The following is a 15115-nucleotide window of genomic DNA, read 5'->3' as shown; positions in this document are numbered from 1 at the left end:
AGCTATTCTTTTTTATCATCAATTTTTACATTACCCCAATTTTCTCCCGATTTTATTCTATACAATTGCATTTCTGAAATGCCAAATTGTTTTGCAATCATTTTTAATCTAGTTTTTCTATTAGGATCAAAAATTTTCTTTTTTATTAACCGAACTCTTCCTTCAGTTAATTTAGAATAAGTTCTCTTTCCAAATCGCTCTAATTTTTTTGGATTTTTTTTATGATGCAAAAACATTTCAGATTTTGTTACCCATTTTAAATTACTTGCCTCATTATTAAGCTTATCAAAATTTAAATGGATAACATATAATTGATTTTCTTCTTTTTCACAAAACAATTCTGCAACAACTCTATGTGTATAGCAATAACTAGAACGGTCTTTACCTTTTTTACGCACCCAAAATGTGTCGTAACCACTAACTAATGACGATTTTGAAAATTCCCAAACATCATTAAAACTCTTTTTACGTTGAACCCTTCCATAATTAGAAATTAAATATTCATCTTCTTCAACAAATAAATCATTTATATACCGCTTCCAAATTTCATTTCTAAAATTAATCATCTCGTCACATTTTAATTAGTAGTTACGTAAATATACAAAAAAATAATCGTTTACAAACGACTACACATAACCAAACTCATTAATTAGCAGAACATTAACTACTAAATAACAGCTAATAACATCATTATTCTATCTTGTAAACTAATTTAAACTTTATATAGTTAAAAAGTACGGTATTGTTATTTATAAAATTCCGTTATAACATTATACTAATTAATAAAGCAATACTCTAAAAAATAGTTTAATGCTTAATAATAATTAAAAAACACTAAATGCATTAAATTACAACCTATATTAATAGGAGTATTATTACACTACTAAATGTTATAATTAAAAAATAACTAAAAACTATAATTTTGCTATCCCAATAAACATTAATTAAAAAGCAACTTTATGATAATCAGCACTAATAACTTAAAAACTAAAGTTAAACATATAATTTAGTTTAATATATAGTAATACTTATTACTAATTAAATTTAACCATATTTGGTTGTACTTTAACTTATATTGCATCAACTTTTAGTATTTTTTTAATTAAATGCAAAATTACCTTTGTCCCTAGTTAATTTCTCTCATAAAAAATCATTTCTTGCTCTTTAACAAGACAAACAAGTAGATTTCTATTACCTTTTTAGGTTAAAACTACCAATAATCAACATTTTTTTTAACCAAATAACACAAAATATCCCAAAATTATTTTCAAAATTATTTTGTTATACTTAAATTTAATCTATTGTTTTTTAACATATTATACCACTTTAATAATAAAATAATGATATATACATCAAAAAAACATTAGTTTTAGCAAATCAATTATTGCATAATAAAATTTTTTATGTAGTTTTGTTAACTAATTGTAATAACACAAGTTTATTAACCTATTTAAATTTTAAAGAATATTAATTAAAAAGTTACAAAATGAAACATTTAAAAAAATTGTCGGTAGTTCTGTTGGCAACTACCTTATTTAGTGCCAGTTTTACGTCTTGTATTGAGAACGAAGTTTCTCCAGTCGTAGAAGCTATTTACGAAGCACAAGCAGACTTAATTGCTGCACAAGCTGCAGTACAAGATGCTGAGGCTACCTTATTACTTGCAGAAGCAAATGCACAAGATGCTCAAGCGGCTGTATTAGAAGCTCAAGCAGCTCAGTACACTGCATTGGCTGCACAAATTGATGCTAATACTGAAACTGTCAGTATTGCAAACGCAAACCAATTATTAGTTAACGAGCAAAATTTATTAAAATTAGCTGCTGAAACTGCATTAGCAGTTCAAAACGCTCAAAATGAATTAGCTGTTGCAAACGCTAACTTTAACATTGAAATGGCTGAATTAGCTGCTGACTTAGAAGCTTTAGGAGCGCAAATTGCTACTGAATATGCTTATGCTTACAGAAATGCTATGAATGCTGCTAACTCAATTCTTAGTGAAAAATTAACTGCTGAAGCTGATTTAGCTGAAGCTGAGTTAATGTTAACTGACTATGGAATGGACACTTTTTCTTGGGCTTACGTTATTGCTAAGTTAGAAGCAAATATTGCTACTGCTGAAGCTGAGAAAGCTGCTTTAGAAGCTGAAATTGCAGATTTAGAAGCTGTTATGGCTGATCCTACTTCTATGGAAGCTATCCGTTCTCAATTAGATGCTGACGAAGATGCTATTGATGACATGATTGATGCTAAAGAAATTGAAATCGCTGAGCAATACAACAAAATTATGGCTATCTACGCTGAAAATGATGTAGCTGACGAGTTTGTTGATAGATACGAAGAAGCTTTAGGTGACTTAGAAGATGCTCAAGATGAAAAAGAAGGTTTAGAAGAAGACATCGCTGACGCAACTGCTGATATCGCTGATTGGACTGCTGATTGGACTACTTATGACGCTGATGAAGCTGCATTAGAAACTGCTGTAGCTGATGCTGAAACTGCTTTAGAAGCTGCTGAAGATGCTGCTGTTGCTGCTCAAGAAGTTGAAGATGATGCTTTAGTTTTAAAAGATGAAAAAGAAGCTGCTTTAATTCTTATTCAAGATGATATCGCTGATTTATACGCTAACTTACAAGCTGCTATTACATTGCTTGCTACTTTAGAAGCTGGAGAAGCTCCTTTATTAGCTGATTTAGCTGCTGCTGAAGCTGCTTTAGCGGTTGAAGTTGCTGCAGAAGTTGTAGTTCAGGCTGAATATGATTTAAGACAAACAAATTTCGAAGCTTCACCTGCTGGTGTAACTTGGTTTGCTGGTCCTGATATGCTTATGGGTAACCATGCTGATGCATTAACTACTTACATTTATGTTGCTACTCCAGTTCCTGGAGGTCCTAACACTACAGGTAATGTAGATATGGATCCTGTTGATGCTGGTACTAGTTCTCCATTAACTGGTGCTGCTGTACCTTTAATCCAAGTTACTAATACTGATGGTAATGATGTTGCTGCTGCTGGTGACTACTATGACTTAGAAGTTGATGATACATCTGAAACTAACGAAGATTTATACAATGATGCTGTTGCTGCTTTAGATGCTCAAAAAGCTCTTACTGCTGCTGCACAAGCTGATGTTGATGCTGCAAATGCTGCTCTTGATACTTATGCTGATGATTTATTAGCTGCTCAAGAAGATTACGAGTACAAAAAAGGATTATACGAAGATGGTGCAACTGTAGAAGCTGCTGCTCAAGCTGAATTTGATGCTGCTGAAACTGCTTACAATGATGCAGTAGATGCTTCTGATGCTGCTGATGACGCTGAAGTTGATGCTTCTGATGATTTAGATGAGGCTGAAGATGATTTAGCTGATTTCCAAGCTACTACTAAAGAAGATTTAGAAGATTGGATTGCTGATGCTGAAGCTGATATTATTGTATGGGAAGCTGCAATTGTTGCTATCCAACCTATTATAGATGCTAAACAAGCTGTTGTTGATGCAATGGTAGCTGAATACGATGCTTATATTGCATCTGAAGGTTACTTAAGTTCTTTACAAGCTGATTTACACGCAATGATTATTGCTGAATGGCAAGTATACTGGGTTCTTGAGCAAGAATTAGCTGCTTTAGAAGTTGAAGAAGAATTAGCAATTAACTTAATCAACGCTTACGGTGGTTGGGGAGCTGATAACTTAGAAGATATAGCTGATTACATTGAAGATTTACAAGAAGATGTAGCTGACGCAATGGATGATATTGAAGCTGCTACAGTTGCTTTAGCTGAAGCTCAAGTTGAAGAAGCTGCTGATACTGCTTACTTAGCATACCTTCAAGCTTTAATTGACACTTTAACTGCAAGACATGCAAACGCAGTAGCAATTGCTGCTGAATACAAAGCGTTAATGGATGCTGCATTAGCATCTTAAGATCTTTAGGAATAAAAACAATAAAGGGCTGTTTAACGGCAGCCCTTTATAAAAACAAATTTTAACTCTTAAAGAACTAAAACATATGAAAAAATATTTAATTTTATGCTTTATTTTTGTATTAACACTTAGTGTTAATGCACAGGATAAAGATTCAGACCATGTCTGCACAGTTAACTGTTGTGATGATGCTGCAAGTAAATTTGCGCCACAAAAAGGAGACTTTACAGCGGCAATGGTTTTTGGACGAGGAGCATATCTAAATGGTGGTTTAGTTGTACCTAGTACTCTTGTTGTTGATGGAACTGCGGCGTATGATAATACCGTAAACAATAACAGCAATAGTATTACAAATATGATAGGAGCTGAAGGTAGATATTATGTGGGTAAAAAATTCGCTTTAACCTTAGCTGGTGGAGCAATTTTAAGAAATACCCCTGGAGTATTACCTGTTCCTGGAGTAACAAACACTAACGTACCTGCTTATGCTGGAGTTGATGCTTCTGAAGATGTAACAGTTAATGCTACAATTGGAGCTCAATGGATGTTTACAACAAAAAATGATAGATTATTTCCTTATTTAGGATTTGCTTTACCATTTGATTATGCTAGACAATCTTACTATACTGAAATGACACTTGATAACAATAATAATTTAGTTTCACCTGCTTTATTAGGTACTCGTCAAGCTGATATTACAGCTTTTGGTGTACAAGCAGTTGCTGGAGTTGATTATTATGTTGCCAAAGATGTTTTCTTCGGTTTTGATATCAAACCAGTTTCGTATACTTATATAGCAAGTGTAAAAACACCAGGTTCTGGATTATTAAATCTACAATCTGAAAACAATACTGTTTCTTTCTTTGCTCAATTTTCTTTCAAACTTGGGTTTAAATTTTAACTTGTAGATTATTATAAGAAACTAAAAAGAGGCTATTTTATAGCCTCTTTTTTTTATATAATATGTTTGTTACTTTACAACATCAATTATTAATACCTTTTAAACTAAGTTGAATACGTTTTCTTGCCACATCAACTTCTAAAACTCGTACAATTACTTGTTCGTGCAAGCTAACAATAGATCTTACATCACTTACAAATTTATCGGCTAAATTAGAAACGTGCACCAAACCACTTTCTTTAATTCCAATGTCTACAAAGCAGCCAAAATTGGTTATATTATTAACAATTCCTGGTAATAACTGACCTTCATGTAAATCGGTAATAGTTCTAATATTTTGGTTGAAGGTAAACACCTTGGCTTTTTCACGAGGATCTAAGCCTGGTTTTTCAAGTTCGGCAACAATATCTTTTAAAGTAGGTAAACCTACACTCGAAGAAATATATTTTTCTAAATTTATTTGTTGAAGTACCACTTTATTTCCAATTAAATTTTCAACTGTTGTTTTCTCATCCTTTGCCATTTGTTCAACAATTTTATAACTTTCAGGATGCACAGCCGAATCATCTAACGGGTTTTTAGCGTTTTTAATTCTCAAAAAACCTACACCTTGTTCAAATGCTTTATTACCTAAACGAGCAACTTTTTTAATGTCATTTCTACACAAAAAAGCTCCGTTTTCATCTCTATGTTTTACAATATTTTCAGCTAATTTTGGACCAATCCCCGAAACATAACTTAGCAAAGATGTACTTGCCGTATTTATATTTACACCTACCGAATTTACACAACTTTCTACAACAACATCTAACGAATTTTGTAGCTTAGTTTGATCCACATCGTGTTGATATTGTCCAACTCCAATAGATTTTGCATCAATTTTTACCAATTCTGCCAACGGATCGGCTAATCTTCTACCAATTGAAACTGCTCCACGAACAGTAACATCGTAGTTTGGAAACTCGTCTCTTGCAATTTTTGAAGCCGAATAAATACTTGCACCAGCCTCACTTACAACAAAAACTTCTACATCTTTATTAAATCGCATTTTTCTAATTAATTGTTCCGTTTCTCTAGATGCCGTTCCATTTCCAATAGCTATAGCATCAATTTTATAAGCATCAACCAACGAATTAATTTTTTTCATAGCGCCAATTGAATCGTTTTTTGGAGCGTGCGGATAAATTGTTTCGTTATATTCCAATCCTCCTTGGGCATTTAAACAAACTACCTTACAACCAGTTCTAAAACCTGGATCAATAGCTAAAATGTTTTTTTCACCTAAAGGAGCACCCAACAATAATTGTTTTAAGTTTTTAGCAAAAACTTGTATTGCATTATCGTCTGCTTTTTCCTTTGCATTATTAAGAGCTTCATTTGATAAAGAAGGAAACAACAAACGTTTATACGAATCTTGAATTGCCAACCTAATTTGTTGGCTACATTCATTATTTGAACGAATAATTCTATCTTCGATTTTAGTCAATGCGCGTTCATTATCTATTTCAATCTTAACTCGAATAAAGCCTTCTTTTTCGGCTCTTAAAATAGCTAATAACCTGTGAGAAGGACAGCGGTTTAAACTTTCGGACCAATCGAAATAATCTCTAAATTTTTGCGCTTTTTCTTCTTCTTTTTTTGCCTTAACAATTTTGGTGCTAATAGTTGCAAAACGTTCTAACTGATAACGAATGTTATTTCTAATATCTGTACGTTCATTAATCCATTCCGCAATTATAAATCGTGCACCTTCTATTGCTTTATCTTCATTTTCTACCTCTTCACTAATATATTTTGAGGCGGTATATTCCAAATCATTCACACGCTGGCTCATTATCATTTTAGCAAGCGGTTCTAATCCGTTTTTTCGAGCAGTTTCAGCCTTTGTCTTGCGTTTTTTCTTAAAAGGAAGGTAAATATCTTCTAAAACCGTTAAATCCGTTGTAGCCTCAATTTTTAGTTTTAATTCACCCGTTAAAACTTCTTGTTCAGCTAAAGCTTTTAAAATAGCACCTTTTCTTTTCTCCAATTCTTCAAATTGACTTTTATATTTTACTATATCACCAATTTGAACTTCGTCTAAATTTCCTGTTCGTTCTTTTCTATAACGAGAAATAAATGGAATGGTACAATCTTCATTTAATAATTGAACCGTGTTTTCAATTCCTTTTATTGGAAGATTTGTGTTGTTTTGTATGAAGTTTAAGATTTGCATTTGTTGGTAAGCTTATTTTTTACAAATTTAAACTTTCAAATTGAATGTTTACTGTAAATTTGAAGTGTCTTATTCTAAAATTTTTATATGAAAAATTTAATTGTTATAATATTATTTTGCTTTTTTAGTACAAATTCATTCTCTCAAATTATACTTCTTGGAGATAATGCTCCACACGCAAATGTAAATGATGGCGATTTTGAAGCTGTTCGTGGTAATTGGCGTCAGTCTAAACAATCTCCATTTTGGAAAACGTATAATGTAAAAGGACTTGGAGAGTATAAAATGGGATTGCATTATGGAACTATGTTTAGCATTAACGACATTGGAATTGCAGAATCTAAAATTTTAGATACAAATCCAGATTATCAAAACCCAAAAGCTGGAGATATTATTAACTGGAGTTTTGGAGCAGATTTAGAATACATAAGTAGCGGAAGTATATCGTTAAGTCTTGTCTTTGGAAAAAATGAACATATTGTTGCCGAAAAGGTAAAGTTAATTGGCTCTGATAAAGTTGTAGAACATTTTAAAGGAACTTATAATGTTACTGAAGAAGATGCTAAAGCTGGTTTACCTTTTGTTAGAGCTACATTTTATAGCGAAGATGAAATTAAAGTATTTTTACATTATGTAAATATTAGTGTTGTTGACAACAATAAAACTGGACCAAATATTTCTGCTGAAGTACAAAACGATGGTATTAATTTAACTTGGAAAGATAATTTAGCCAATGAACATAGTACATTTTACATATACCGACAATTTAATGAAAAGCAACCTTATGAAAAGCTTGGAGAAACTTTAGAAAAAAACTTTTTAGATACTACTTTAATTAACGGCGTAAAATACACATATGTTGTTACACGATTTAATCAATTAGAATCTGGTGCTTCTAACAAAATAAGCATTGCTAAAAAAGATACTATTGCTCCTGCTCCTCCAACCAATTTAAAAGCCGAAATATATGATTCTGAAATTAAAATTTATTGGGAAAAAAGTATAGATAAGGATGTTAAAAATTATTCGATTTACAGAGGTGATGAGTATGGAAATAATTTACAAGAAATTGCACACAACATTACCAGAAACTTTTATTTAGATTTTACGCCTTCTAAAGATATTAAAAACACCTATGTAGTTTTTGCCGAAGATTTTAGCGGAAATAAAAGTATAGCATCAAAACCATTAAAAGCAAAAGTGAAAATGGTCTCGGGAGCATCATTTAGCGATTTAATTTTACCAATGTCAATTCATAAAAAACTGACTTCAAATGTTTGGGGAGCCAATGGTGTTTTACCTCGTGATGCTGAAAATGGAATTGAAGATCCTGAATGGAGTTATTGGGGAGGACGCCCAGTAAAAGATACGGATGGAAAATTTCATATGAATGTAACGCGTTGGCCTGCAAATGCAACAAAAGGTCATTGGGAATGGCCAAGGTCAACAGTTACTCATGCAGTTTCAGAAAAACCAGAAGGACCTTATATAGTTGAAAAAGATATTGCCTATGAATTCAATAATGGACTTGGTCATAATCCTGATATCATTATTTTAAATAATGGAACTTATTTAATGTATTCTCTTATTAATTGGGAACCAACTTTGTTTTCATCAAAATCTATGAATGGACCATGGAAACGATTAGGAATTATGCAAGTTGATACAAATACAACTTTAGAAAAACCAGAACGTTTTTATCGTTTTGAAAGAAATCTATCAGGTGTTCAATTAGATGATGGCCGTTTTTTGTTTGTAACCAAAGGAGGTGCAATGATGCTTAGCGAAGGAACAAACCCTTTAGGAATCTATAAAATAATGACAGCTCCTTTGCAAGGAAATTCTATAATTCCAGAAAAGTATAGAAATTCAAATTTTGAAGATCCAGTACTTTGGAAAGATGAAATTCAGTTTCATATGATGATTAACGCGTTTATAGATTACCGAGCTATCTATTTACGTTCACCAGATGGAATTTACTGGAAATTTAATCCAGGAACAGCCTATACACCTAATAATACGTTTTATGAAGATGGAACGCAAACACACTGGTACAAATTAGAACGTCCACATGTTTTAACCGATAAATTTGGACGTGCAACTCATTTATCATTGGCCGTTATTGATGTTCCAAAAGCTGATGATTTAGCAAAAGACAAGCACAGTTCTAAAAACATAGTGATGCCACTTACAGTTCATAAACGTTTAAAAATGTTGAATAAAAAACCAGTTACTAAGAATACAAAATCTATTAAAATTTTAATTCTTTCTGAAAATGGTTTTGATGCTCAAAAAGATTTAGACATTAAAAGTCTACGTTTTGGAGCTGCAGAAGAAGTTGATTACGGACGCGGTTGTAAAGCTGTTAAAACTAAGAAAAAAGGCGCAAATTTATTAGTTGAATTTAACGGCTTAGGAAATGGTATTACATCAAAAAACTTTGCTTGTAAATTATTGGGGAAAACCAAAAAAGGTAAATTAATTATTGGGTTTTCTAAGTTGCAAGCAGAATAAAATAGTGATTACCTTTATAGAATTTTAAAAAAAAACTAAAAAAAAATTTAGGTTTTTTTATGTATAGTTAATTGTGTTTACATCCTATTTCTAGCACAGTTTAGAATTTAATTGCTCGCGTTTAACAAATTATTTAATCAGTAAACTTACGTAAAATGTATGTTTTATCTTTGGTTATGTAATTTCCTAATATAAAGTAATCCTTATAACTAAAAACAGTTTCACCATTATTAGAAACATGTTCTTTTTCTTCAAAATTGTTTATTTTGTCAAAAGCATTCATTTCAATCTCACCTTTAATATGATTAAAATTTAAATCAAATAACCCTTTTATATGCGTTGATTTTGTAGCTGTATAAGAATTATAAGCAAAATATGTAGGACTAAAAAAAACTGATACCGAGCCCACAGATGCTATAGGCATTCCAAAACCTCCCATGGGCATCATCATACCACTACTTCTTTTGATATCTTTTTTTCCTCCTAAAGTTACTTGAAATGTATTGTTTTTTCTGTAAACAGAAACTCCAATATCTCCACTTGTAATTTTTCTTAAAAACTTTTTAGTTTTCTCCATTTCTCGATATTTTTCAAAAGTCCCGCCTTCTTGAATGATTGGTGTATTTTTAAAAGTAATTGAATCGTTATTAGAAACCGTATACTCTTTAATCATTTGGTGAGTATTAAAATTTTTAACTGCAAAAGAAAAATCGTTATGGGTAGAACTGATTATAAATAAGTTATCACCATTTAAATAAGAATTGGTTGATTTTGAAATTCCATCGCTGATGATTGTTCTTTCAACCGGCTTTTCAAGATCACTTTTAAAGCTTGGTTTTTCTATATGTTCTACCTTTTTTTCAAAAGTATTTAAATTTATGGTTAGTATTTGTGTAAATTGTTTATTCTCATCAAATGTAAATACCACCTTGTTATCTCTTAAATATAGTTTTGATAATTCTGAAGTTACTTCGATAGAATTAGGGATATTTCCATTAATTTTTTTTAAATTAATCATTTTCTTAAAACCATATGCTCCCGTACCTTCAGTAATTAAACTAAATATTGAAGTGTTTTTATCGTATCGATTAATAAAATTGTTTGAAGTGAAGTCCAATTCTGTTCTAGTGTAATTCCCATCAACATCAAATTTATACACATTTAATTTGGAAGTATTTTTAAGAATGGAAATCAAATAGAACTGATTATTAAAAGTTACTGTTTGAACCAACATTTCTTTTTTAGAAGTTAATTCAAACTCTTTATAATCAATATTTTTTGTGTCAAATGAAAATTTTACAGAAGCAAATTTATTTTCCCTATTGTTTGTAAAATAAATTCTATAATCATTATTATCTGAAATACCCTTGCCAATTAAAACTTTGTATTTCCGATTTTTATCATCTGAGGAAAGACTTTTTACTAGTTTAAATTCATCATTTAACAAATAACCATAAACTTTAGTAGCATCCATTAGAAAAAGTGCTATATCACCAGTTTTATCATTAACAATTGGGATTACATCCTTTAATGAAGATGACGATTCTAAAAGACTATTTTCAAATATGGCTATTTCTTTTTGTGAATATGAGTTTAATGCAAATATTAACATTAAACTCATTAAACTTTTTTTTATCATTTATTTTTGCATTTAAAACTTTAACTCACCTGTTCACCATTTTTTACAGAATCGTTTCCTGGCTCAATAAATGCCAATTTTCCATCGGGAGTATCAGTCATTAAAATCATACCTTGACTTTCAACTCCACGTAATTTTCTTGGTGCTAAATTCACTAAAACAGTTACTTTTTGACCAATAATATCTTCTGGTTTAAAGCTTTCTGCAATACCAGAAACTATAGTGCGTGTATCAATACCAACATCAACTTTAAGTTGCAATAACTTTTTTGTTTTTGGTACTTTTACAGCTTCAATAATAGTTCCAACACGCATATCTAATTTGGTGAAATCATCAAATTCGATGGTGTCTTTTTGTGGCTCTACCACTTTATTTTCTGCTTCGTTAGCTAATTTTGTTGCCTCTAATTTATCTAATTGCGCTTGAATTTCAGCATCTTCAATTTTAGCGAATAATAATTCAGCTTTACCAATTTTATGATTTGCTTCAATTAACACTTCTTTTTCTTCAACATCATTCCAAGTAAGAGATTTTTCACTATCGTTCAAAATGACATCTTGATTGTCATTCTGAGCAAGGCGAAGAATCTGTTTTAATTTTTCAGCGGAAAAAGGCAAAAATGGCTCTGCAACAACCGATAATCCCGCAGCTATTTGCAGTGCTACATACATAATTGTTTTTACACGTTCTGGATCCGTTTTTACTTGTTTCCAAGGTTCTTCATCAGCTAAATATTTATTTCCTAAACGCGCTAAATTCATTAATTCTTGCGATGCTTCTCTAAAACGGTAACGCTCAATAGAATTTGCTATAATGCCAGGATATTTTTGAAGTTTTTCTAGTGTTTCTTCATCAACATCAGAAAACTCATTAGGTTCTGGAATTATACCTTCATAATATTTATTTGTAAGTACAACTACTCTATTAATAAAGTTGCCAAAAATGGCAACCAACTCGTTGTTATTTCTAGCTTGGTAATCTTTCCATGTAAAGTCGTTATCCTTAGTTTCAGGTGCATTTGCCGTTAAAGCATAACGTAATACATCTTGCTTTCCTGGAAAATCTTCTAAATATTCGTGTAACCAAACTGCCCAGTTTTTAGAGGTTGAAATTTTATTTCCTTCTAAATTTAAAAACTCGTTTGCAGGTACGTTTTCAGGTAAAATATAACTTCCTTCAGCTTTTAACATTGCAGGGAAAATAATGCAATGAAAAACAATATTATCTTTTCCAATAAAGTGAACTAACTTGGTGTTTTCATCTTTCCAATATGGTTCCCAATCTTTACCTTCACGAGCTGCCCATTCTTTTGTTGATGAAATATAACCAATAGGCGCATCAAACCAAACGTATAACACTTTTCCTTCTCCACCTTCAACTGGTACTGGAATTCCCCAATCTAAATCTCGTGTAACAGCTCTTGGTTTTAAACCATCATCTAACCACGATTTTACTTGACCTAATACATTTGTTTTCCAATCGTTTTTATGACCTTCAACAATCCATTCGCGCAGCCATTTTTCGTATTTATCTAAAGGCAAATACCAGTGCTTTGTTAATTTGGTTGTTGGTACGTTTCCTGTAATTGCAGATTTTGGGTTGATTAAATCGGTTGCATTATGACTTGTTCCACAGTTTTCACATTGATCTCCATAACTTTCTTCATTTCCACATTTTGGACAAGTTCCAATTACAAATCTATCTGCTAAAAATTGCTTAGCCTCTTCGTCATATAATTGTTCTGTAGCCTCTTCAATAAACTTACCTTCATCGTATAATTTTTTAAAGAATTCTGAAGCTGTATCGTGATGAATTTTTGCTGAAGTACGAGAATAATTATCAAAAGAAATACCAAAATCGCTAAACGATTGCTTAATAATAGCGTGGTATTTATCTACAATATCTTGTGGCGTAACACCTTCCTTCTTCGCCTTTAAAGTAATTGGCACACCGTGCTCGTCAGATCCACAAATGTATAGCACATCGTTTCCTGTATTTCTTAAATAACGTGCGTAAATATCAGCTGGCACATAAACACCTGCTAAATGCCCAATATGAACTGGTCCATTTGTGTATGGTAAAGCAGCTGTAATGGTATATCTTTTTGAATTGCTCATCAACATAAAATTTTGAAAGTGCAAAAATACGGATTGTTTGTTAGAAAAATGAATAGTTCAATGGCTTTTCGTAATTTGCAATTAGATTTAAAAAGAAAAAAATTGATTCAACCAACTTTTTTACAAAAAAACGACACTGTTGCTATTGTTTCAACTGCTAGAAAAATAAGTTTAGAAGACATTAAACCAGCTATTAATTTACTTGAAAGTTGGGGGTTAACTGTTGAAATTGGAAAAACAATTGGATTAGAAGACCATCAGTTTGCAGGAAGTGATGAAGAACGTGCAAATGATTTTCAGAAAATGCTAGATGATCCAAAAATTAAAGCCATTTGGTGTGCTCGTGGCGGTTATGGAACTGTTAAAATTATTGATAAATTAGATTTTAACAATTTTAAAAAGAATCCGAAATGGATTATTGGCTACTCAGATGTTACTGTGTTACATAGCCATTTACATAATTTAGGTTTTCAAACATTACATGCTACTATGCCGTTAGATATTTTAAAAAACACTGTTGAAGCAAAAAATACTCTAAAAGCTAGTTTGTTTGGACAAGCCTTTTCTTTTAAAATAGCTACTTCCAAAGAAAACAAAATTGGTATCGCTGAAGGTGTTTTAGTTGGTGGAAATTTATCTATGTTTTATAGTTTATTAGGAAGTAAAACATCGATTAATACTGATGGAAAAATTTTATTTATTGAAGATTTAGATGAGTATTTATATCATATAGACAGAATGTTAATGAACCTTAAACGAAATGGTTATTTCAATAATTTAAAAGGGTTAATTGTAGGTGGAATGACTAGTATGCACGATAACGCCATTCCGTTTGGAAAAAACGCGAAAGAAATTATTTTAGACATTATTTCAGAAAAAAAATTCCCAGTTGTTTTTGATTTTCCTGCTGGACATTTAAATGATAATAGAGCTTTGGTTTTAGGGAAGAAGGTTGAGTTGGAGGTTGGAAAAAAAGACACTTCATTGTCATTCTGAATGAAGAGCAACGGAATGAAGAATCTTTAGCCAATCAAAACTTGAGATTCTTCACTATTGATCAGAATGACACTCGCAACTTGTCATTCTGAATGAAGAGCAACGTAATGAAGAATCTGTTCTCAATCAAAACGTGAGATTCTTCACTATTGTTCAGAATGACAATTGAAATCTGTCCTTCTGAATGAAGAGCAACGTAATGAAGAATCTGTTTTCAATCAAAACGTGAGATTCTTAACTATTGTTCATAATGACAATTAAATAAAACGCTATGAAAACTATTGGAACACATAATTACTACGTTTATATTCTAACAAATAAAAATAAAACGGTTTTATATATTGGTGTTACAAATAATTTGAAAGATAGAATAGAATATCACAAAACATCAAAATCATCATTTACTTCAAAATATAATTGCTTTAATTTGATTTATTATGAACGTTTTGAAGATGTAAATTTTGCGATTAAAAGAGAAAAAGAACTCAAAGGTTGGAATAGAAACAAAAAAGAAGAATTAATAAATAGTTTTAATGCTGAATGGAAATTTTTAAACAATGAAATATAGTTTAGCAATAAAACGTGAGATTCTTCCTATTGATCAGAATGACACTCGAACTGTCATTCTGAATGGAGAGAAACGAAATGAAGAATCTTCTGCTAAGCAATACATGAGATTCTTCGCTACCGCTCAGAATGACACTTGTAATCTGTCATTCTGAATAAAGAGCAACGAAATGAAGAATCTTCTGCTAAGCAATACATGAGATTCTTCGCTACCGCTCAGAATGACACTTGTAATCTGTCA

At 31.3% G+C, this 15115-nt stretch carries 9 protein-coding genes; 5 read left to right on the top strand and 4 right to left on the bottom strand.

Annotated features, from left to right (window positions below; genetic code table 11):
* Positions 1 to 2 precede the first annotated feature (2 nt).
* The gene (locus tag Q0776_RS03710; RefSeq protein ID WP_298365153.1) at positions 3 to 566 is read right to left on the bottom strand and encodes an HNH endonuclease signature motif containing protein; all 564 of its coding nucleotides are present in this window, start codon (positions 564 to 566) and stop codon (positions 3 to 5) included.
* A 920-nt stretch (positions 567 to 1486) separates the two neighbouring features.
* Here Q0776_RS03710 and Q0776_RS03705 point away from each other — a divergent pair.
* Complete coding sequence (locus tag Q0776_RS03705; protein ID WP_298365150.1) at positions 1487 to 3925, top strand: hypothetical protein; 2439 nt, start codon at positions 1487 to 1489, stop codon at positions 3923 to 3925.
* A gap of 85 nt (positions 3926 to 4010) precedes the next feature.
* Positions 4011 to 4826: a BT1926 family outer membrane beta-barrel protein gene (locus Q0776_RS03700; RefSeq protein WP_298365148.1), complete on the top strand. Its 816-nt coding sequence runs from the start codon at positions 4011 to 4013 to the stop codon at positions 4824 to 4826.
* A gap of 82 nt (positions 4827 to 4908) precedes the next feature.
* Here the strand turns inward: Q0776_RS03700 and Q0776_RS03695 are convergent, their stop codons facing one another.
* On the bottom strand, positions 4909 to 7041 hold the full coding sequence (locus Q0776_RS03695; RefSeq protein WP_298365145.1) for a Tex family protein: 2133 nt from the start codon (positions 7039 to 7041) through the stop codon (positions 4909 to 4911).
* Between the two features lie 87 nt (positions 7042 to 7128).
* Between Q0776_RS03695 and Q0776_RS03690 the strand changes: the two genes are divergently transcribed.
* Positions 7129 to 9555 carry a hypothetical protein gene (locus Q0776_RS03690; protein ID WP_298365143.1) on the top strand — a complete coding sequence of 809 codons (2427 nt, stop codon included), beginning with the start codon at positions 7129 to 7131 and terminating at the stop codon, positions 9553 to 9555.
* A 133-nt stretch (positions 9556 to 9688) separates the two neighbouring features.
* On the opposite strand, the gene Q0776_RS03685 is transcribed toward Q0776_RS03690, so the two are convergent.
* On the bottom strand, positions 9689 to 11194 hold the full coding sequence (locus tag Q0776_RS03685) for a hypothetical protein (protein WP_298365141.1): 1506 nt from the start codon (positions 11192 to 11194) through the stop codon (positions 9689 to 9691).
* A 20-nt stretch (positions 11195 to 11214) separates the two neighbouring features.
* Positions 11215 to 13311 carry a methionine--tRNA ligase gene (gene metG / locus Q0776_RS03680; protein WP_298365138.1) on the bottom strand — a complete coding sequence of 699 codons (2097 nt, stop codon included), beginning with the start codon at positions 13309 to 13311 and terminating at the stop codon, positions 11215 to 11217.
* 102 nt (positions 13312 to 13413) lie between these two features.
* On the opposite strand from metG, the gene Q0776_RS03675 reads away from it, so the two are divergent.
* Both Q0776_RS03675 and Q0776_RS03670 read left to right on the top strand, forming a co-directional pair.
* Positions 13414 to 14307, top strand: a complete 894-nt coding sequence (locus Q0776_RS03675; RefSeq protein WP_298366381.1) for an LD-carboxypeptidase — start codon at positions 13414 to 13416, stop codon at positions 14305 to 14307.
* A gap of 271 nt (positions 14308 to 14578) precedes the next feature.
* Positions 14579 to 14875, top strand: a complete 297-nt coding sequence (locus tag Q0776_RS03670) for a GIY-YIG nuclease family protein (protein ID WP_298365136.1) — start codon at positions 14579 to 14581, stop codon at positions 14873 to 14875.
* Positions 14876 to 15115: the final 240 nt, after the last annotated feature.

The organism is uncultured Lutibacter sp. (assembly GCF_947495725.1).
Classification (GTDB): Bacteria; Bacteroidota; Bacteroidia; order Flavobacteriales; family Flavobacteriaceae; genus Lutibacter.
Note: the sequence above shows the minus strand (reverse complement) of the source record. Positions and strands in the feature narration are given on the sequence as shown.

What these genes read in the sequence shown, in the direction of transcription:
- Q0776_RS03690 (WP_298365143.1), top strand. Translation starts at nt 7,129, where the DNA reads ATGAAAAATTTAATTGTTATAATATTATTTTGCTTTTTTAGTACAAAT.
- Q0776_RS03710 (WP_298365153.1), bottom strand. Translation starts at nt 566, where the DNA reads ATGATTAATTTTAGAAATGAAATTTGGAAGCGGTATATAAATGATTTA.
- Q0776_RS03695 (WP_298365145.1), bottom strand. Translation starts at nt 7,041, where the DNA reads ATGCAAATCTTAAACTTCATACAAAACAACACAAATCTTCCAATAAAA.
- Q0776_RS03705 (WP_298365150.1), top strand. Translation starts at nt 1,487, where the DNA reads ATGAAACATTTAAAAAAATTGTCGGTAGTTCTGTTGGCAACTACCTTA.
- metG (WP_298365138.1), bottom strand. Translation starts at nt 13,311, where the DNA reads ATGAGCAATTCAAAAAGATATACCATTACAGCTGCTTTACCATACACA.
- Q0776_RS03700 (WP_298365148.1), top strand. Translation starts at nt 4,011, where the DNA reads ATGAAAAAATATTTAATTTTATGCTTTATTTTTGTATTAACACTTAGT.
- Q0776_RS03685 (WP_298365141.1), bottom strand. Translation starts at nt 11,194, where the DNA reads ATGATAAAAAAAAGTTTAATGAGTTTAATGTTAATATTTGCATTAAAC.
- Q0776_RS03670 (WP_298365136.1), top strand. Translation starts at nt 14,579, where the DNA reads ATGAAAACTATTGGAACACATAATTACTACGTTTATATTCTAACAAAT.